7 protein-coding genes and 2 pseudogenes are annotated in these 20450 nt (G+C 65.2%); 5 read left to right on the top strand and 4 right to left on the bottom strand.

Translation table 11 applies throughout. The features are described 5' to 3' along the window. Positions 1-125: 125 nt before the first annotated feature. Together P3G67_RS35155 and P3G67_RS35150 are read right to left on the bottom strand one after the other, a co-directional pair. A pseudogene (locus P3G67_RS35155) lies at positions 126-1055 on the bottom strand (IS256 family transposase); the annotation flags it as partial. 239 nt (positions 1056-1294) lie between these two features. After that, positions 1295-5380 carry an FG-GAP-like repeat-containing protein gene (locus P3G67_RS35150; RefSeq protein ID WP_276097140.1) on the bottom strand — a complete coding sequence of 1362 codons (4086 nt, stop codon included), beginning with the start codon at positions 5378-5380 and terminating at the stop codon, positions 1295-1297. A gap of 701 nt (positions 5381-6081) precedes the next feature. Between P3G67_RS35150 and P3G67_RS35145 the strand changes: the two genes are divergently transcribed. The 4 genes and pseudogenes from P3G67_RS35145 to P3G67_RS35130 form a co-directional block, all read left to right on the top strand. Beyond that, the gene (locus P3G67_RS35145) at positions 6082-12468 is read left to right on the top strand and encodes an RHS repeat domain-containing protein (RefSeq protein WP_276097139.1); all 6387 of its coding nucleotides are present in this window, start codon (positions 6082-6084) and stop codon (positions 12466-12468) included. A 43-nt stretch (positions 12469-12511) separates the two neighbouring features. Then, positions 12512-12970 carry a hypothetical protein gene (locus P3G67_RS35140; protein WP_276097138.1) on the top strand — a complete coding sequence of 153 codons (459 nt, stop codon included), beginning with the start codon at positions 12512-12514 and terminating at the stop codon, positions 12968-12970. Between the two features lie 369 nt (positions 12971-13339). Continuing rightward, entirely contained in the window at positions 13340-14422 is a 1083-nt protein-coding gene (locus P3G67_RS35135; RefSeq protein ID WP_276097137.1) for an integrase core domain-containing protein, read from the top strand. Positions 14423-14897: 475 nt separating this feature from the next. Further along, positions 14898-15152, top strand: a pseudogene (locus P3G67_RS35130) (integrase); the annotation flags it as partial. Positions 15153-15168: 16 nt separating this feature from the next. Here P3G67_RS35130 and P3G67_RS35125 read toward each other — a convergent pair. Next, positions 15169-16365 (bottom strand): IS110 family transposase, encoded by a 1197-nt coding sequence (locus tag P3G67_RS35125; RefSeq protein WP_276097135.1) that lies wholly within the window; start codon positions 16363-16365, stop codon positions 15169-15171. A 199-nt stretch (positions 16366-16564) separates the two neighbouring features. Between P3G67_RS35125 and P3G67_RS35120 the strand changes: the two genes are divergently transcribed. After that, on the top strand, positions 16565-17434 hold the full coding sequence (locus P3G67_RS35120; RefSeq protein WP_276097134.1) for an integrase core domain-containing protein: 870 nt from the start codon (positions 16565-16567) through the stop codon (positions 17432-17434). Positions 17435-17749: 315 nt separating this feature from the next. On the opposite strand, the gene P3G67_RS35115 is transcribed toward P3G67_RS35120, so the two are convergent. Beyond that, a complete protein-coding gene (locus tag P3G67_RS35115) occupies positions 17750-19696 on the bottom strand; it encodes a hypothetical protein (protein ID WP_276097133.1) in 1947 nt (648 codons plus the stop codon). Positions 19697-20450 lie beyond the last annotated feature (754 nt).

Here is a 20450-nt window from a genome sequence, read left to right as displayed (position 1 = left end):
GCGGCTCGACCAACTCCCATTCGGCATCAGCCAGATCACCACGAGTCACACGGCCGGTCTACCGCAGTTGGCACCCTCCTGGAGCGGGAATGACCGATCCCGTGATCTCAACTCAGAACACTCCCTAGAGCCTGCTCGGCGACCTGTTCGGTCGATGCGGTGTAGATGGCCTTGAGCGCCGCTGCAAGAGCGGGGTGGTGCTGTTTGGACGCCAGCCGCAGCGATGCGCGGATCAAGTGGATCACGCAAGTTTGCACCGTGGCTTTGGGCCAGGTGGCAGTGACAGCGTCCGGCAGGCCCTTCAGCCCGTCGCAGGCGACGATGCACACATCCTCCACTCCGCGGTTGCGCAGTTCGGACAGCACCGTCATCCAGGTCGTGGCGCCTTCGCCTTCGTCGCCGACCCATAGCCCGAGTACGTCCTTGCAGCCGTCCATGTCCACGCCGACGGCAACGTAGACCGGCTTGGAGACCACCGATCCGGAGCGGATCTTGACCCACAGCGCATCGATGTAAATGATCGGCCAGATCGCGTCCAGCGGGCGCATCTGCCAGGCCGTGAGCTCGTCGGCGACCGCGTCGGTGACCTTGCTGATCTGGTCTGGTGAGACCTCGACGCCGTACATGCCGGCCAGGTGGGAGCGGATATCGCGCACCGACACCCCGCGCGCGTACAGCGACAGGATCTGCTCGTTGAATCCCGCCAGCCGCCTGGCGTGCTTGGGCACCAGTTGCGGCTCGAAGCTGCCATTGCGGTCCCGGGGAACGGCCACCGTCACCGCCCCGGCCTCGGTCAGGACGGTCTTGGGCGAGGTTCCATTGCGATTGTTGCCCGAGCCACGGCCCGCCGGATCGTGTTTCTCATAGCCGAGGTGCTCGGTCATCTCCGCGTCCAGGGCCCGCTCCAGCACGGCCCGGGTCACCTCGGTCAGCAGCCCGCCCTCGCCCAACAGGGCTGCCCCTGAGGCGTCAGCGCGGTCCATCAGCCGCTCGACGACCTCGTCCACCAGCTCGTCCTCGACCGGCTCGACGGCCGGCGTTTCCTTGTTTGCCATGTTCGTCCGTCCCGGCTGGTCAAGGCCCCAGAGCTGGGCCTCGGCCAGCCTGTCACATCACGGACTTACACGATCTTTCAGACACGCTCCCTTTCCCATCTGCATCGCGCCCCGCCGAGGGCTAGAACCTGCGCAACACGAGCCGAGCGTCAAGCCGGAGACTCAATTAACGCGCGTCTTCGGGGCGTGGGACCGCCGTCGCCGGTTGTGCTGACGGTCCCACGCTGGCGCTGCCGACGTCAGGTGCTGGTGCCGAGGAAGCGGGTGCTGGGCTTGTACCAATGTCCCGCTGGCGCTTGCCAACTGCCGACGGGGTCGTTGAACTTGCCATTGGTGTTGGACAGCCAGGTGAACATGGTCACCTCGCCACTGTCGTAGAAGTACATCGCGCCGAGGTCATCGCGGCCGTCGCCGTTGTAGTCGCCGGGGACGAGTTGCATGTTCGGGTAGTAGTAGTTGCCTGCGGAGGTGTTCCAGGACTGGTACGGGGCGTTGAAAGTGCCGTCGCTCTTGCTGGCGGAGACGAAGGTATGGATGCCGTCGTGGCCGTCGGCGTAGTCGTACCAGACGGCGACATCGTCTCGTCCGTCGCCGGTGAAGTGACCGGAGTAGAGGTGGATGCGGTCCCAGGAGCCCCAGTTGGTGCTGGTCCAGCCCTGAACAGGGTTGTTGAATCCTCCGGCGGGTGCGGTGAGGAAGGTGAACAGTGTCACGCTGCCGTCCGCGTACCCGTACAGTGCCGCGAGGTCGTCACGCCCGTCGCCGTTGAAGTCACCGGTGACGAGCTTGACCCGGGAGCCGTTCCAGCCGGAGGGCGCGTCCCATGAGGCGAAGGGCGGGTTGAAGCGGCCTTGGGGTGTGCTGGTGAAGGTGAACAGGGTGTTGCTGCCGTCGGCGTAGTTGTACCAGACCGCCAGGTCGTCGCGGCCGTCACCGTTGAAGTCGCCTGCCTGGAGGGTCATGCGGTTGAAGGTCCACTGGCCGGCAGGGGCGCTCCAGGAGGCGATGGGTGGGTCGAAGCCGCCGCCGGGTTTGCTGAGCCAGGTGAACAGGGTGACGCTTCCGTCTGCGTAGCCGTAGAGCGCGGCGACGTCGGCCTGGCCGTCGCCGTTGAAGTCGCCGGTGACGAACTTCATGTTCTGGGTGTACCAGGTGCCCTTGGGCGCAGTGTAGGCGCCGACGGGCGGGTTGAAGGTGCCGTCGGAGTTGGTCAGCAGGTTTTGGATGCTGACACTGCCGTCGCCGTAGGCGTACCAGGCGGCCATGCCGCTGCGTCCGCTGCCGTTGTAGTCGTGGCGGATCAGCGAGTTGCTGCTCCACTCGGATTGGCCCTTGACGTTGTAGACGACGAGGTTGCCGCGGTCTTGCAGGAGGGCGTAGCCGCCTGCGCCGAAGGTCTTGGAGGACCACAGGGCCGTGCTGCCGTCGGGCTTGTAGACGACGAAGTTGCCGTCGGGCTGCATGGTGACCGTGGCTCCGGGGTTTCCGGCGGTGTTGCTGGACCAGACGGTCTTGCCCGCGTTGGAGGTGATGGTGAGGTTACCGTCGTTGCCCATGGTGAGTTTGGCGGAGCGGGAGGTGAAGGACTGGCCGGCGGTCAACGCCGTACCGGCGGGTATGCGGGCGCCGCCGGTGATGCCGTCAATGACGAAGCTTCCGCTGAAGGAGATGTGGTCGGGGCCGGGTTTCTTGCCGTACCAGCCCACCATGGTGTTGTCCGTCTTTCGCGCCCACAAGTCAGGAATCCCATCGCCCGTGATGTCTCCGGAGGATCCGACGGTGGGGTACACGCTTGCTGGAACACCGCTGCCGATCTTCACTAGGCTGGCCGGGTCACCCCACGTGGTGGGATCGACGATGCCCTTCTTCTCGCCTTCCTTGCCGGGCGCGAGGTAGATGTCACCGGTTGTGTTCTCCCGCAGCCACAGGTCGGGGATGCCGTCGCCGTTGACGTCACCCGGGGCGATGATGGTGTATTTGTCCCAATCGCTGCCGCCGACGAGGACGGGTTCGCTGACGCTGTCCAGGTACCCACTGCGGCCGCCGTAGTAGGCCCACAGATGCTTGCCTTCCTTGACGAGCAAGTCGGGCTGGCCGTCGCCGTTGATGTCGCCGACTGCTACGACTTGGTCGGCGTCATGCCAATGGTCGTCGCCGGTCCAGCCAGGTCCGTAGTCACAGCCGGTGTCGACGTCCTTGGTCGGGCATGCGACGTTCAAGGCGGTGTAGTTGTTGGTGACGGAGCCGGTGCCGTTGTTGGGGTAGACCCGTAGCACCTTCTTGCTGGCGTCGATTGGGTCGGGTTGCAGGGCTACGAGGTCGTTGTAGCCGTCCTGGCCCCAGTCGCCGCGGGAGGTGACCTGGGCGTTGTTGAACGCTATGCCGCCGTTGGTGGCCGTGGAGAACTGGCCGTTGCCTTGTCCGGCGTAGGTGAGCAGGGTGCCGTTGGAGTCCACGCTCCAGATGTCGTTGTTGCCGTCTCCGTTGAGGTCGGCGGGGATGTCCCGGACACCGGAACTGGCCGCGTAGTAGACGTAGATGGCGGTGTCGGAGCGGTTTCCGGCCTTGTCGACGCTGAACGCGTAGAGGAAGTGAGGACCGTAGCCCGGCGGGCTGAACCTCGGTGGAGCGGTGACGAGGGTAGAGGCGGAGACGTACTTCACGGTGGGGTCGTAGTCGGTGTACCAGCCGTACTCGTCCACATCGGTGACGCCGTTGGGGTCGATGGTGATGTGGCCGGTGGTGCGGGCCTTGGCAGTGTTGCTGGGCCAGCCGTTGGATCCGTCAGGGAACTCCGGTGAGCTGATCTTCGGCGGATGGGCGGGACGTGTGCGGTCGACGGAGAACTTGCACATCGGGCTCCAGGCGGAGTACGCGCCGTCGCTGTCCTTGGCACGTACCTTCCACTGGTAGTCACCGGTACCGCTGTTCGCCTCCGGCAGCGACAGCGTGGCCACCCGCCCCTTCATCGCAGGGACGGACTGGTCGAGCGACGGCGTGTTTGAGCCTGCCTTGAAAAGTTGGAACTGCGCGGTCAGGTTCCCGCCGTCCGGGTCATCGATGGTCGCGTACAGGCTGACGGTGGTGTTGCCGATCAAACCGCCGCTGGAGCAGGACGTCTTGGGGTTGGTGCCCAGTCCGTATGGCGTCTTGGGCGGGTGGTTGTACTTGGTCTCCAGCACCGCCGTCTTCGGGTCGAACCGCTTCCAGTAGTCGGGGTCGGATTCGTTGGAGGCGTACAGGCCCATCGTGATGCTTGACCAGCCCTGGGAGGCTGCCTGGCGGATCTTGGCTGTGGTGTCGAACTCCAGATTGCCGGCCGGGCAGTCGCTGCTCCACCCCTTGGCGTCGGTGACGGTCGCCAACTTGGCTATCTGAGCAGGCTGGTTGTTCCAGGTGGTCTGGGCGGAGATCGGTCCGGTCTGCCACAGCTCGACCGGGGTCTTGGTGCACGACCACGTCCAGGTGTCCTTGATCCGGAAGACCGAGGACATGATGTCGGCCCCCTTGAGGGCGGAGGTGTCCATGCGGAAGAAAGACCGTGACAGCCCGCCGGTGTCGGTCTCGTAGCCGACACGGGCGTCCTGGTTGGCGTTCCAGAACGAGGTGTTGGGGTACGGGCGGTACGCCCAGGCCCAGCCATCACGCTTGCCCCAGGCCCAGGACGGGTCGATGAACACCGGGTACTGCGTCTTCGTTCCGGCAAGCAACCCCTGATCCGGCGTGATTTGCAAGGTGTCACCGTTGACGGACGTTGGCATCTGCGCGTTCTGCGCGCCCGGCGGAGGCACGAAGTCGTCCCCCGAGGCAGGGGGCGTTGGCCCGTCGACGACCACGGCGGCCTTCGCAACCCCCTTCGCTGCGTGGCTGGTTGCCTTGCCCGTATCGCTGTTGGTGGAATCCCACATCAGTGGGCTGGGGCTGGTGAAGACGGTCTGGCCTGCCGGGTCGGTCGCGTTGATGCTGCCGTTGCCGGGATCGGTGGCCACCGTCAGCCCGACGGTGCTCATCTTGTACTTCAGCGTGGCCAGGTCCGGGTTCTGCGCCGCCTGCGCTGTCTTGACGACCAGCAACTGGGAGAAGCCGTCGACCTCCGCCTTGAGTTGCAGGTCCACATCGGGCAGGACGTTCGCGTACGTGGCCACGTTGCCGCTGAGTGTCGGCTGGGGCAGGGCAGTGGGCCACGACAGGCTCAACGTCCGACCGTCCTTCACTCCGGTCAACAGCGGCCCGGTGCCTCCGCCGGAGAAGTGCACGGCAACAGTTGCCGCCTTGGGCACTACGGTCCCGTCGTCCGCGAACTCCAGCGTCGGGTCGGTCGCCACCCATGCACCGTCCTGCCACAGCCGAACCGGCGTCCCGTAGCGCTTGACCGAAAACGTTCCATCTGGGTTGGCCCAGGTGTCGGAATCTTCGGTGCGGTCCGGGACGACTTCGGCTGGTTGGCCGCTGGACTGTGCCTGCCGCAGCGCCTGGTCCTCGGGGCTGAGCGATCCGTCGGAAGAACTGTCCAGACGGGCAGTCGGATGCGTCTGTTCTCGCGGCGACGCGATCGCGGCACCGGGAACGGCCAACCCTGTAATACCGATTCCAAAGATGGCCGAAATAGCTATTGCCCGGGACTTCCACCGTCTGAGCGCCGGTCTACTACGCGAAGAAATGAACACTGCACCTTCCTTCGATGAGTGGCGGGTCTCGCCAGGAGGACTCTATAGCCGCCAATCACTCGAATTCTCGATTCCGCTTCTGCGGTGAGGGACTGAGCGTTGAACACCAACCGCCACGGAGAGGTGACCGAGAGCACCCACACCGAAACAGGCATACGGTTCATATACTCCTTATCGCCCCCATGAAGTGACGCTGACGTGAACGTTGTTCACGAGAGACTCACGTCACACACGAGGGCCTCACGCACACATAAAGCAGACATAAAGCCGCCCTTTCCGGGCAAAATCACCCCTTGGCCTGGCCTTTATGTTCCTGTTACTGTGCGCCGGTCATTCGTAAAATGCGCGAGGGGTGGGGTGTGAGCAGATTCGGCGTGCGCGGATTAGCGGTCTTTCTGGCCGCCGCCACAATGGTGGGCGGCTTTCCGGCCTCTTCAGTGGCTGCTACGGGGAAAGTCTTCGACTTCGCCCGGCCAGCGGTAAAAGAGCCCAAGGCCGTTCCGGTCAGGCCGGTCGCCATCGGCCAGGGCGCCGGAGCCGACAAACGCGTCGATCAAGCTACGGCTCACCGGTGGAAGGGTGCTCCGAAGGTGACATGGCCCTCGGCAGGCAGCGTCGAGGTCGACCTCGGCAACGGCGGTGCGCAGCATGCGGCCCCGGCCAGGAGCGGGGCGGCTGACGCGAAGCCGCCCTTGAAGCCCGGAGGTTTCAAGCCCGCTGGCACTTTGCCGGTCGCCGTGGCGGCCATGCCCGCGAAGGGCCGCAGTGCCGCGGTGCCGCTGTCAAAGGTCAAGGTCACGGTTGCTGATCACGAGTTATCTCAACGCGCTGGCGTGGATGGACTGTTGGTCTCCATCGGTCGCGTCGACAACACGACTGCGGCTGCTCCGGTTCGGGTGCAGGTCAACTACTCGGCTTTGCGCGGAGCGTACGGTGGCGACTGGTCGTCTCGCCTGCATCTGGTGCAGCTCCCCGCCTGTGCGCTGACCACTCCTCAGGTCCCGCGGTGCCGGGTCGCCAAGCCGTTGGCGACTACGAATGACACCAAGGCGGGCACCCTGTCGGCCCGGGTCGATGCCCCTCCGCAGAGCGTCCCCCGACCGCGCGCGGCCTCGGCGTCGATGATCCGTAGCAGTGCGGTGGAGGCTGCCGCCTCCACGTCAGCGGCGGTGCTGGCGGCCACATCGAGTTCCTCCGGCTCGTCCGGCGATTATAAGGCGACGCCGCTGTCGCCGTCGGGTTCGTGGAGTGCCGGCGGTTCTACGGGCGCGTTCACCTGGTCGTATCCGATCGGCGTGCCGGATGTGCCCGGTGGTCTCAAGCCGAAGATCTCCCTGGACTACAACTCGCAGAACCTGGACGGGGAGACCGCTGCGTCCAACAATCAGCCATCGTGGATCGGTGACGGTTGGGACTGGCAGCCAGGGTTCATCGAGCGCCACTACAAGCCGTGCGACTACGACAAGGACGGCGGAACCAACACCACCAAAGTCGGCGACCTGTGCTGGTACAACGACAACGCCACCCTGTCCCTGGGCGGCAAGAGCACCGAGCTGGTCAAGGACGACAAGACCGGCCAGTGGCACCCCGCCAACGACAACAGCGAGAAGGTCGAAAAGCTCACCGGCGCTGCCAACGGTACGCACGACGGTGAGTACTGGAAGATCACCACAAACGACGGCACCCAGTACTACTTCGGGCTGAACCACCTGCCCGGCTGGAAGGACTCCAAGTCCACGCCGGAGACCAACTCCGCCTGGACTGTTCCCGTGTTCGGCAACCAGTCCGGCGAGCCCTGCTACAACTCCGACTTCGCCTCCGCGTGGTGCCAGCAGGTGTGGCGTTGGCAGTTGGACTACGTCGTCGACCCACACGGCGACGCGATGGCGTACTACTGGAAGACCGAGTCCAACAACTACGGCCGCGACGTCTCCGACACCACCGGTAAGTCCACCGCCACCACGTACGTCCGCGGCGGCTACCTGGACCACATCGACTACGGTCTGCGCTCCGACGCCGTCTACTCCGGCAAGGCCATGGGCCAGGTGACGTTCGGCACGGACGAGCGCTGCCTGTCCGACTGCTCCACGTTCGACTCCGCGCACGCCGCGAACTGGCCAGACGTGCCGTTCGACCAGTACTGCAAGGATGGCGACGAGTGCAAGGACAAGTACTCGCCTACCTTCTGGACCCGCAAACGCCTGACGTCCATCACCACCAAGGTCCTGACCGGGGGCGCGTACAAGAACGTCGACTCCTGGGCACTCGCGCAAGGCTTTCCCGCGTCGGGTGACGGCATCTCCACGCCGATGTGGCTGCAGTCCATCACGCACACCGGCCAGGTCGGCGGCACCGCGGCGCTCCCCCCGGTGACCTTCGCCGGAGTCCAGATGGCCAACCGGGTCGACAAGACCGGTGACGGACTGGCGCCGTTCATCCGGCTTCGCCTGTCACAGATCACCATCGAAACCGGTGGCACCATCGGCGTCTACTACTCCGACCCGGGCTGCACCGCCTCCAATCTTCCGCCCTCTGATGGCACCAACACCACCACGTGCTACCCGTTCAAGTGGGCCTTCGAAGGCGAGACCGCCAAGCAGGACTGGTTCAACACCTACACGGTCAGCAAGGTCGTGGAGGGCGACAACATCGCCTCCACCCCCGACAAGGCCACCACCTACTCCTACCTCGGCGGCGCTGCTTGGGCAAAGAGCACCGATGAGTTGCTGAAGGCGGATGACCGCACCTACTCCGTTGCGCGCGGCTACGGAATCGTGCAGACGCGCACAGGTGCCGGATCCGACCCGCAAACGCTGTCGGAAACCCGGTACTTCCGCGGCCTGGACGGCCAGGACGTCAAGGACTCTACAGGGGCCACGGTCACCGACCGGCTGCAATTCGCAGGCATGGTCCGGGAGAAGGCCACCTACAACGGCGACGACACCAGCAAACTGATCTCCGCCACCTCCTACACCCCCTGGCGCTCGGACGCCACGGCCACCCGAACCCGCACTGGGCTTCCGGACCTGCATGCCTCCCACACCGGCACGCAGAAGGAGCAGACCCACACCACCATCAGTGGCGGGGTTCGCACCACCTCACTGACCCGCACCTTCGACTCCTACGGCATGGTGAATTCCGTCTCCGACCTCGGCGACGAGGCCAAGTCCGGTGATGAGCGATGCACCCTGACCACGTACGCGCGTAACACCAGCAGCTGGATCTTGGACAAGGTCTCGCGCGTCGAGACCGTCGCCGATGCCTGCGACGCCACGATCAACCGCCCGGCCGACGTCATCAGTGACAAGCGCACCTACTACGACGGCGGCGCGTTCGGCGGCGCGCCGACCAAGGGCGATGTCACCAAGACCGACCAGATCAACGGCAAGGGTGACGGCTACGACACCATCAGCACCACCGCCCCTGGCGACTTCGACATCTACGGCCGCGCGCTGAAGGTCACCGACACCTACGGCAAGACCACCACCACCGCCTACGCCCCGGCCACCGGCGAAGCCCCCACCCAGACGGTCGTCACCAACCCACTCGGCCAAGCGGTCACCACCATCCTGGACCCACTCCGCGGACGACCCACCCAGGTCACCGACGCCAACAACCGTGTCACTACGACCAGTTACGATCCCCTTGGCCGGACCAGCCAGGTGTGGACGCCCGCCCATCCAGCCGCGGCAAACCCGACATCACCCAGCTACGCCTTCGACTACCAGGTCCGCAACGACGCACCCGTTGTGGTGACGACCAGGAAGCTGGACTTCAACTCGGTCTACCAGCCCTCCTACGCGTTCTACGACGGACTGCTGCGCCCGGTCCAAACGCAAGCCCCCTCACCGGACGGTGCAGGGCGCCTGGTCACCGAGACGTTTTACGACACCCGCGGCCTGGCGTGGCGGAACTCGGGCACGTACTACGCCGACGGCAAGGCGGAGCCCGTCCGGGTCACCGGCCAGGAGACCAACTACCCCGCCTCGACCGACACCCTCTACGACGGCGCTGGTCGCACCACCGCGGTGATCGACAAGAAATACGGTGACGAGGTCAAGCGCACCACCATGACCTACACCGGCGACACCACCACCGTCATCCCCCCGCAAGGCGGCACCGCGACCACAACAGTCACCGACGCTCGCGGCCACACCGTCGAGCTGAAGCAGTACACCAACGCGGACCGGACCACCTCGCAGTCCACCACCTACACCTACGACCAGCGCGGGCTGCTGCGCCAGATGACGGACCCGTCCGGCGCGAAGTGGACCTACACCTACGACGTCCGGGGCCGCCAAACCCAGGTGGACGACCCCGACAAGGGCACCAGCAGCACCGTCTACGACGCCGGCGATCGGGCCACCGACGTCACCGACGCTCGTGGCATTACCCTGCACACCGACTACGACGCCCTCGGCCGACCCGTCGACCGCAAACAAGGCACCACCACGCTGGCGGCCTGGACGTACGACGGTGCTAGCGGCGGCAAGGGACAGCCCTACACCACCACCCGCTACGTGGGTGGCAACGCCTACACCAGCCAGGTCAACTCCTACAACGCGCTGTACCAGCCTGTCGGCAGCCAGATGACCATTCCTACCTCTGAAGGGGGCTTGGCTGGTACGTACAAGTGGACCGCCTCCTACAATGCCAACACCGGCCAGCCGATGTGGAGCCAGCAACCCGCCATCGGCGACCTGCCGCAGGAAAGGCTCACCTCCACCTACACCGCCAACTCCAACCTGCCCAACACGCTCTACGAGGGCAACTCCGCACTGGTCTCGGCCATGACCTACGACCACTACGGACGCCTGGCGCAACAGCAGGACGGCCAATTCGGCGCACTGCTACACATATCAAACGAATTCGACGAGCATACCGGGCAGTTGACTCGGCAGTTCACCGATCGCGACACCGCACCGCAACGCATCGACGACAACCACTACACCTACGACCCAGCCGGAGATGTCACCTCCATCTCCACCACCACCGGCCAGGACACCACAGCGGTCACTGACACCCAGTGCTTCACCCTCGACGCCCTCCAACGCGTCTCCGAAGCCTGGACCGCCACTGACCAGTGCAAGACCACACCCTCTGATGCCTCCTCCACCACGGTGGGCGGACCGGACGCGTACTGGACCTCGTACTCCTACGACGCGGTCGGCAACCGCAAGACCGAGGTCCAACACCAAGCTGTCTCCGGCCCGGCCGGCGATATAACGCGAACCTACGCCAGTCCCGTTACAGGCACCCACGAGCTGCCCTCTGTTGGCCAGAACGGCCCTGACGGCTCAAGCCAGGAGACGTTCACCTACGACAAGGACGGCAACACCGCCACCCGCGTCATCGGCGGCAACACCGAAAACCTGCACTGGGACGCCGAAGGCCACCTCGCTGACACCATGGGCTCCAGCACCACTAGCTACATCTACGACGCCAGCGGAAACCTGCTGATACGCAAGGACTCCACCGGCTCCACCCTCTACCTGCCCGGCGGCAACCAACTCCACCTGGCCAAGAACGGAACCCTCACCGGCACCCGCTACTACACCCTCTCCGGACAGACGGTCGCCATGCTCACCGGCGGCAAACTCTCCTTCCTGCTCACCGACTCGCACGGCACGGCCACCACCCAAGTAGACGCCACCACCCAAGCCGTCACCCGTCGCAAGACCACCATCTTCGGTACGCCCCGCGGCACCCAACCCGCCAGCTGGGCCGGCGACAAGGGCTTCGTCGGCGGCACCCTCGACCCCGACACCACGCTCATCCACCTGGGTGCCCGCGAATACGACTCCACCCTCGGACGCTTCATCAGCGTCGACCCCCTCCTGGAGGCCGCCAAACCACAATCGATCAACGCCTACACCTATGCCGAGAACAACCCAGTAACAGAATCTGACCCGACGGGTAAGTCTTCTGGATTCACCTGCTCCAACGGCTCATGCACAGACGGCGTCGATTACAGCGAGGCTCAGTATGCCGAAGGCCACGAATACGGGAACAGCGACGTACAGCAGGAGATGGAGTACCAGCAGCTCACCGAGATCCTCGCAGGGAACTACCACCCCTATATACCCCCGAACGTGTTCGACCCCACCTTCCACGGAAACACGTTCACGCTCCCCCGAGCCGGTGGCCCTACCTACGGAATCCTTGACGACCCAGCAGCGAACAACGACTGGGACGCCCCATCCCTCTTCCTTGGATGGTTCTGGGGCGGAGGGTACCCACTCGGCCCGGTCCAACAGTTCCGCGGTGGAGACGAACTGACCCGAGAGCTGGCACAGAACAGTGAAATTGCTCTGATCCGCTCAGAATTGACCCGGCAGGCAAGGACACAGGGTATGGCGGCGCCAGCCGCAAAGGACGCGGACAACTTCTTCTACAGGGATCGAGGCCCCGAGCCCGGCGCCCCTTGGTATAAGTTCAATTCTCTGCGCGGCGCCTTCGATGATATCCTCGGCTCGATCACCAACGGCAAGCTCGGCACGAGCAATCCAGCAGACGCCTTCCTGGGAAGTTTCACCGGGTCCGCCCAAATAGCCTCGATAAACAAAAAGGAAAGCACGGTACAAATAAGGTTCCACGTCGACAACACTTCCGACTGGAATTCGGCCACCCACCTAGTCCCCAGGTCATGGAACCCTGCCTTCACTGGAACGTTCGGCGCAAAAGTGCAAGAGAGCTTCGACTGGACAGAGCAGTGGCCCCTGTATCAGTGCATGCCTTCCAGCTGATCCCTCAAGATCCACCCCCACTGAACGCCGAAGGAGGCTACATATGGCGGGCGCGGTAAGAGTCGGCCGTGCGGTCGCGGTGGCCGCAGGAGTCATAGCAATGCTCGGATCCTGTTCGGCCAGCGACCGGAGCGCGACCGCCTCAGTGCCTGAAATCGTAGGCCAGTGGTCGGACTCCAAGGGAGCCACGATTTCCTTTGCCGCCAATCGAACTTTTGAATCTCGCGGACTGGTGATCAACAACTCGACAATCAAAAACTGCCCGTCAGGCCCCGCCATGGGCGTCTGGGCATTCATGCCCGACCACGGCTCCGGCGGACAGATGGACGCGAGCGCCACCTCCGCGAGCACGATTGGCCTCTCCTTCGGCCACGCCCCTGCGGGGACATGCTCCGGCTTTCAACTCGATGTACGGAAAGCAGCCAAAAAGATCACCCTCTGCGTCACGGACGACCCTGACTCCCCCTGCGCAGTAGGCGTCAGATTCACCAAGACTTCCTGACGAAAACCGCATTTCCAGGCCGAAACGTTATGCGTACAGCGAATTCCATCTGGGTAGGGTGAGTGAAAGGATTGTACTGTCCGGCTAACGCTGGGTGAGCAGCATCTCTGCGAGGCGGCGTTGCCGGGCGTGATGAGTCATTGTGGTTGATTTATCTGAGGCGGCCAACACCTTCGCACGCTGCGGCCACTGCCCAATCAGCGACGAGGAAAGGGTGGAGGTCCTGGCGCTGCGTCACCAACTGATTCGTGTTGCAGCGCCTGTGGGGCTCAAAAACACGAATTTCGTACGACTACGAAGCTCGTCACCGTGAGGAACGGGAGCCCCGATCCCCCAGCAGCGGCTCTGCCGCGTCTGCGACCATGCTCCGTGATCCTGTCCACGGTGTACGCCGTCACCCGCCGCCTGCTGTCGCTGCCCGCGTTGCTGCTGCGGCGTGACGTCTCCAAGGACGCGGAGTTGCTGGTGCTGCAGCACGAGAACGCGGTCCTACGCCGGCACGTCCCGCGCGTGCGCTACGAACCAGCCGACCGCCTGTGGCTCGCTGCGCTCTCGCACCTGATACCGCGCCACCGCTGGCCTCAAGTCTTCCCGATGGCCCCGGCCACGCTGCTGGCCTGGCACCGCAAACTCGTCGCGAAGAAGTGGGACTACAGCCAGCGGCGCCGACCCGGACGCCCGCCCACGGCCGCCGCAGTCAAAGCCCTGGTCCTGCGCGTGGCGGCCGAGAACCCGGGATGGGGCCACCGGCGCATCCACGGCGAACTCACCCGCCTCGGTCACAAAATGGCTGCCTCCACCGTGTGGAACATCCTCAACCAGGCCGGCATCGACCCCGCCCCACGCCGTACCGGACCGACCTGGAGGCAGTTCCTCACAGCCCAGGCCGAACACATCGTCGCCGTCGACTTCCTGCACGTCGACACCATCAACCTCAAACGCATCTACGCCCTGGTCCTGCTCGAGCACAGCACCCGCCGCGCCCACCTGCTCGGCGTCACCGCCCACCCCACCGGCCCATGGACCACCCAGGCCGCCCGCAACTTCCTCATGGACACCGACACGAACACCAAGCGTCACAAGATCCTGATCCGAGACCGCGCCGGCCAGTTCACCGACGCCTTCGACGCCGTCTTCACCGACGCCGGCCTGCGCGTCTTGAAAAGCCCGCCCCGGGCCCCGAAGGCGAATGCACACTGCGAGAGGTTCATCGGCACCCTGCGCCGCGAGCTCCTGGACCGGACGCTCATCCTCAACGAACGGCACCTGCACCGAATCCTCACCAGGTACCTGGAGCACTACAACGGACACCGGCCCCACCGCGCACTGAACCAGATCTGTCCATCACAAGCTGAAGCCGGACCGCCGCATCCCATCGACCTCGCCGAGCATCGCATCCACCGCACAGCCGTCCTCAGCGGGCTCATCAACGAGTACCAGATCGCCAATTGACACGCCATGAACCCGCGGATTAGCGACCGAATCCTATATTTGAGCCCCACACGATCGCGAACGTGCCTCGGACCTGCTGCTTTGTCTGAGTGTTAAGCGCCCTCCGGAGCCGTTGCAGTACCGCAGCGAATTGAATCGCTCAGCGCGCGGCGAGCCGCGTGAGGCGTTCGGCTCAGAACATACGGATTAGCAAGACGGGTGCCTGGGCGGTCGCCGCACTCGCCGTCGTGGCTGACTGCCGTCGGCTGACGTTCAGACGGCAGCACCGAACCGCACCCACCGATTCCCGAAGGCTCGTCTCGTACCATGGCCCATGTAGACGACGGCGGCTATCGGAACGACGCTCAGGCTGACATTGCGGGTGCCGATAAATCATCCGTCCAGGTCGCGCCCTTGATCGCCAATCTCCGGGCCGTGACCGCCGATCGCTCAGAGTCTTCACCTGCTCAGGGCGTCGACGGCATCATGATCTGTCGTGCTGCTGCGCCTGGCCTACCTCGCCGCTACGAACACCTTCGCGCTCCTGCGCCTGCTGCCGATGAGTGACCGGGACAAAGGCATCGAGATCCTCGCGCTGCGGCACCAACTGCTGGTCCTTCAGTGCCAGGTCGGCAAGCCCACGTTCACCGACACCGACCGCGCTGTCCTCGCCGGCCTGCTCCACCACCTCCCAATGGAAAAGCTGCGGCACCTCCTGCTGCTCGCACACCCCGACACGCTTCTGCGCTGGCTTCCTAATGCTGTTGTCAAGCGGCAGTAGTCACTGGGGGTGTGACGTTGTAGCACCGTCGGTCACGGATCAGGGCCCACAGAACGTTGACGCGTCGGCGAGCCAGGGCGAGCACGGCTTGGACGTGTTTCTTACCCTCGGCGCGTTTGCGGTCGTAGAACTTCCGCGAGTTCGGGTCGCATTGGACGCTGACCAGCGCGGAGGTGTAGAAGACCCGCTGGAGTCTTCGGTGGTAGGCCACCGGCCGGTGGAGGTTGCCGCTGACCTTGCCTGAGTCACGAGGTGCAGGGGCGACGCCGGCGAAGGCCGCGAGAGCGTCCGGGGAGTCGAAATCATCCAGGCTGCCGCCGACCGCGGCGAGGAACTCCGCGCCGAGAACGGGACCGATGCCCGGGACGCTCAGGACGATGTCGGCGAGTTCGTGTTCGCGAAACCGGCCCTCGATGAGCTTGTCGATCTCACAGATCTGCTCGTTGAGGGCCATCACCTCCTCGGCCAGGGTGTGGACCAGCTTGGCGATGGTCTTCTCCCCGGGAACGGCGGTGTGCTGGCGCTCGGCGGCCTCGACTGCGGATTCGGCCAGAGAACGCGCGCTTCGGACCTTGCGGTTGACCAGCCACTTGGTCAGCCGTGTGGTCCCGGCGCGGCGGATCGCGGCTGGGGTCTGGTAGCCCGTCAGGAGCTTGAGCGGGCCGGTGTTGGTCACGTCCAGGGCCCGTTCCAGGGCCGGGAACATGCTCAGCAGGGTGCCGCGCAGGCGGTTCATGGAGCGGGTGCGGTCCTCGACCAGGTCGGTCCGGCGTCCGGTCAGCAGCTTGAGCTCGACGGCGGCTTCGTCGCCGGGGCGGACGGGCCGCAGGTCGCGGCGCATCCTGGCCTGGTCGGCGATGACGTAGGCGTCGCGAGCGTCGGTCTTTCCCTCGCCGCGGTAACCGTCGGATGCCCGGTTGACCAGTCGGCCGGGTATGTAGAGGACTTCCTGGCCGTGGTTGACCAGCAGGGCCAGCAGCAGCGCGGGTTCCCCGCCGGTCATGTCGATGGCCCAGGTGACCCGACGCCTGTCGGCCAGGTCGAGGACGTCGCCGATCAGCTTCAGCAGCTCGGGCTCGTCGTTGGCGACCCGACGCGACAGCAGCGTCGCACCGTCGGCATCCAGCGCGAGGCCATGATGGTGGCTCTTGCCGCTGTCGATCCCCACCCATATCCGGCTCATCGTGCTCCTGACGTGTGTGTTCGTGCAGTTCGTGCCACGGACGACCTCGCCGGCATTGCTCTACACAGCGACGTGTTCGCACTTCCTAATCGGCGGCCGAGTCGTCGTGGGGAGCCAGGCGGCCAAGCCAGCGGAGCCATGTCGTCCGGCAGCACCGCAAAAGCCACACCCAGCTCCCCTGGGCTCCCCAACCCTACGAATGGCTGCGGTCAACCCGGCAAGGAAGGTAGAGCACCGCAACCTGCTCAAGCGACGCCACGCTGCGACCTGCGTGCCCAAGCGTCGCGGGCGCCCGCCCACCCTCCGCTCTATTCGCGCCCTCGTCCTGCGCTTGGCCCCCGAGAACAGCTCGTGGGGGTATCGCCGAATCCACGGCGAGCTCACGGTCCTCGGCATCAAGATCGCGGCTTCGACCGTCTGGGAGATCCTCCGCGAGCACGGCATCCCGCCCGCGCCTGAACGGCAGAGCACGACCTGGGCCGACTTCCTCCGCAGCCAAGCCGCCGCACTGCTCGCCTGCGATCTCTTCGAGACCCGCACACTGACCGGGGCGCGCCTGTACGTCTTCGCCGTCATCGAGCACTCCACGAGGCGCATCCAGATCCTGGGCGCAACGGCCCACCCGACCGCGGAGTGGATCGTGCAGCTCGGCCGCAATCTCCTCATGGACCTGCAGGACGCGGACAGCAGGGCCAAGTTCCTGATCCAAGACCGAGACTCGAAGTTCACCGCCGCCTTCGACACACTGCTGGCCGACGCTGGCCTGAAGGTCGTCACCACCGGCATCCAGATACCCCGAATGAACTCGCTCACGGAACGCTGGATACAGACCTGCCGGCGCGAGCTCCTCGACCGCACCCTGATCTGGAACCAGAGCCATCTGCTCCGCGCGCTCCGGGAGTTCGAAACCTTCTACAACGAGCACCGGCCGCATCGAACGCTGAAGCAAGCCGCACCCCTTCGCCCACTGCCCGAACCGATCAACGTGCCAGCACACATCAGACACCTGGAAGTCCGCCGCCGAGACCGACTCGGCGGAACTCTTCACGAGTACCGACATGCCGCGTGACCTGTACGGATGATTAATCGGCACCCGCAAAGCTGCGGCCTCCCGGCGCACCCACTTGGGGTTTTTCCGGGCCACGCCCGGTGTGACGCCAAGCGGCAGCGGACCGCGTTCGGGCCCCGAGGTTTGTACACCTGCTACTCGGTTTGAGCCCAAGTAGCAGGTACTGCCGCCCTCGCCTGGTCGGGGTGATCCTCCACCGTAGGACCGCGTCGCGTTCCCTGCGCGCGGCCGGGTTGTTATGCCTGCCTGGAGGACTTCCAAGGCACGAGCGATTCAGGCGATATGGTCCTGAGGAAAGTCGTCTTCGTCGGTCGGCTAATCGTCGAACTCGTCGTCCGGTTCCTCGTCCACCTCGTCATCGAGGTCTACGTCGGGGTCGTACGGGTCCTCGGAGCTGATCCCGTGCCGCTGGATGCTCCGCTGCTGCCAGATAGGCAGTTTGAACAGGACATCCTGGAGGACGTTCCGCCAGGCCTCACAGTCGGCTCGGTCGGCGCCGAGCGATTCAATGGCGCGGGTGCCGTCGTCGGCTCTGACCGTCTCCACGACCTTGACCGCACTCTCGACCGCCTGGATAGACGTGGCCAGGTCGTGCAAGGCGTTCCCGAGGATCTCCGCCGCGTTCCTGGGAGCCGGTGTAGGCGACGGGCCTTCACCAGCGGGGGGAAAGGTGCGTCGGAGGTCCGCGTCGGTGACGAGAATGTCGCGGCCGTCGTCGTTTTGAACGACCTGCCCCGTCTCGTCGACCTTGCGGGTCCTGCGGCCCGCCGCAGAGTCAAGGAGTGTCTGCTTCAGCTGGTATACGCCGTGTCGAGTGCCGCGCATACGGTCGATGACCTCGCCTGGCTGCCGACGATCAGGTTGATCGTTGTTCTGCGTTCCACGGTCACCCGTGAGCTGGCCGTTGATCACCAGTGGATAGGCGCTGCGGGCAGCGAGTTCCCGGGTCGCCACGCCTGGCTCTCCCTTCACCACCTCCTCAAGCGCGGCCTTGGCAAGCTCCTCCGCTCCGCGGAACGTCGCCTCCCAGTCCTTGGCCAGCTCGCCTGGGAATGCCGACTTCAGGTACTTCCGCATTCGTTCCCGCTTACGGGAGTCTTCTTCGGAAACCGAGCGCATTACTAGCGAGGAGGCCACGTCGAGAAGCAGCTTGGTGGTGATGTTCTTGCGGGTGCTCTGCCCGGTGATGGCAACCCGCACGGCGGCGTGGATCGCCTGATCGCGTTCGGCGAAGAGCCGGACGATAGCCGCCGCCCGAACAGACGGGTCGTCATTGAATCCTGCGGCCTTCGCCTGGTCAGGACTGAGGGCGCCACGTAGCCAGTCGGCCTTGGTGGGAGTGATCAGTGTCCGCCGCTCGATCTCGTCCACCACAGCGTCGGCCAGGGCCTCGTTCTCCGCAGCCTCGCCCCACGGCTTGGGGGAGTCGACGTGTCGGAGCGCGACCAACGACCTCACGGCGACGCCGAAATCGGCACCGATGCCGTCGTGCGGCTCGAAACCGACGAGCAGCAGCGCCGGAAGCCGTTCGCAGCGCACGGTGACCGCCGCCTCGGGATCGACCTGTGCCGGGTCACCCGCAGTCGCAATCACCTCGTTGAGCTTGCGGATGTGGGCACGCAGCTTCGCCGTGTCCCGGATGTAGGGAACGTCGGCTGACCTGAGGGCGAGCAGGTCGTGGGCGCACGTCACGCGGCTCGACCCTTCCACGGTGACCGGAACTGTCACCCCGGGTGTCTCGTCCTCGTGTTGAAAGGCTGTCGCGGCGAGCCACACCTCTGTCATCACGCCCTGGTGACGGAGCGACTCCCGCCAATCGTTGTGGTCGAGCACGTACTCCTTTGCCAGTTGTGCTGCCCACGCGAGGTGTTCCTGGTTCGCGAGCCGCTGCACGAGTTCGGGACGCCTTCCGGGCGCCGCGATCGGCTCGGGCAGTGGTCGGAAGCGCGTGCTCTCGCCGGTGCCGATCAGGTTGGAGGCGGGGTGCCGTCGTGACGGGCCAATCCGCGGGTTCCGCGGGTCTGGGATGATATGGCGCGCCCATACGTCGGCTCGAATGGCCAGGATCACGCCGCCGGGTACCCGCAACCGCTCGGGGGACTCCGCAGCCCGCCGGGCGGTGGTTGGGTCCACGACAGCCTGAGCGAGGGCAAGTGCGGCGGGCTCGCCCATAGTGAAGTACTCGATGAGTTTGTCGGCGAGCTTCCGTGTCGCGGCTGCCAACGCGGGCATCGGCAGTGCTTCGACAGGGCGGGGCAGCACGGTCTCGCCTGTGGCGAGTGATGACTCCACTAGGTGGTCTCCGATCTTCGTCCCGGTGTCCGTCCGGGCACGCACCCGGACGCCGTGGTGGTCCAGGGAGATCGGTCATGCTGTTCCCCGTTCTCCCCCTCGGTTCGCCCGGGCAGGACCCGATGTGTCCGAGACGGCATCAGCACGCTCGACCGCATTTCCGAGACGTACCGGCGCCGACCGCCGGCGTTGTCGCCCACCGCCCCCATGGCGAAGGTGAGGAGCTTGAGTCCGCTGATGTGACTGCACGAAAGACGCTAGCAACAGGACGAAGGATCAATCAGAGTTTCCTACTTCCATACCGGTTGGCCCCAGACCTGTGCTATGTCCTGTGCCCTGAAGGGCCTCTTCACGCGCCCCGTGCCACTCGTCGAAGCCTTCAAACCTGGGACGGTCTCGGCACCATGCTCGACGGTTCAGCAGCGACCGAGACCACCCGCAGCGATGGCGCCAACCAGCCGTGACCGCCCCTCAACCCTCACCGTGGCGCAAGTGCGCAGGTCAGCACCCCGGGCGCGGCCAGCCAAATTGTGGCTCCCGCCCAGAGCTCGAACCTGCGGCCAATGACGAATGAGGCTCGCTAGCAGCAGCTCTGATGATGGTGTCCCGCTGGTTGGTGAAGCCGATCAAGTAGCCGTCGCGTTGGTGGTGTTGGGTAGCGCGGGGGCGCTGTCAGGGAGCTCGGCGGTGTAGATGCCCATGCTGCCTTCGGGCAGGTAGCGGC

The organism is Streptomyces silvisoli (assembly GCF_029269905.1).
Taxonomy (GTDB): domain Bacteria; phylum Actinomycetota; class Actinomycetes; order Streptomycetales; family Streptomycetaceae; genus Streptantibioticus_A; species Streptantibioticus_A silvisoli_A.
This window is presented reverse-complemented; position numbering and strand designations above follow the sequence as displayed.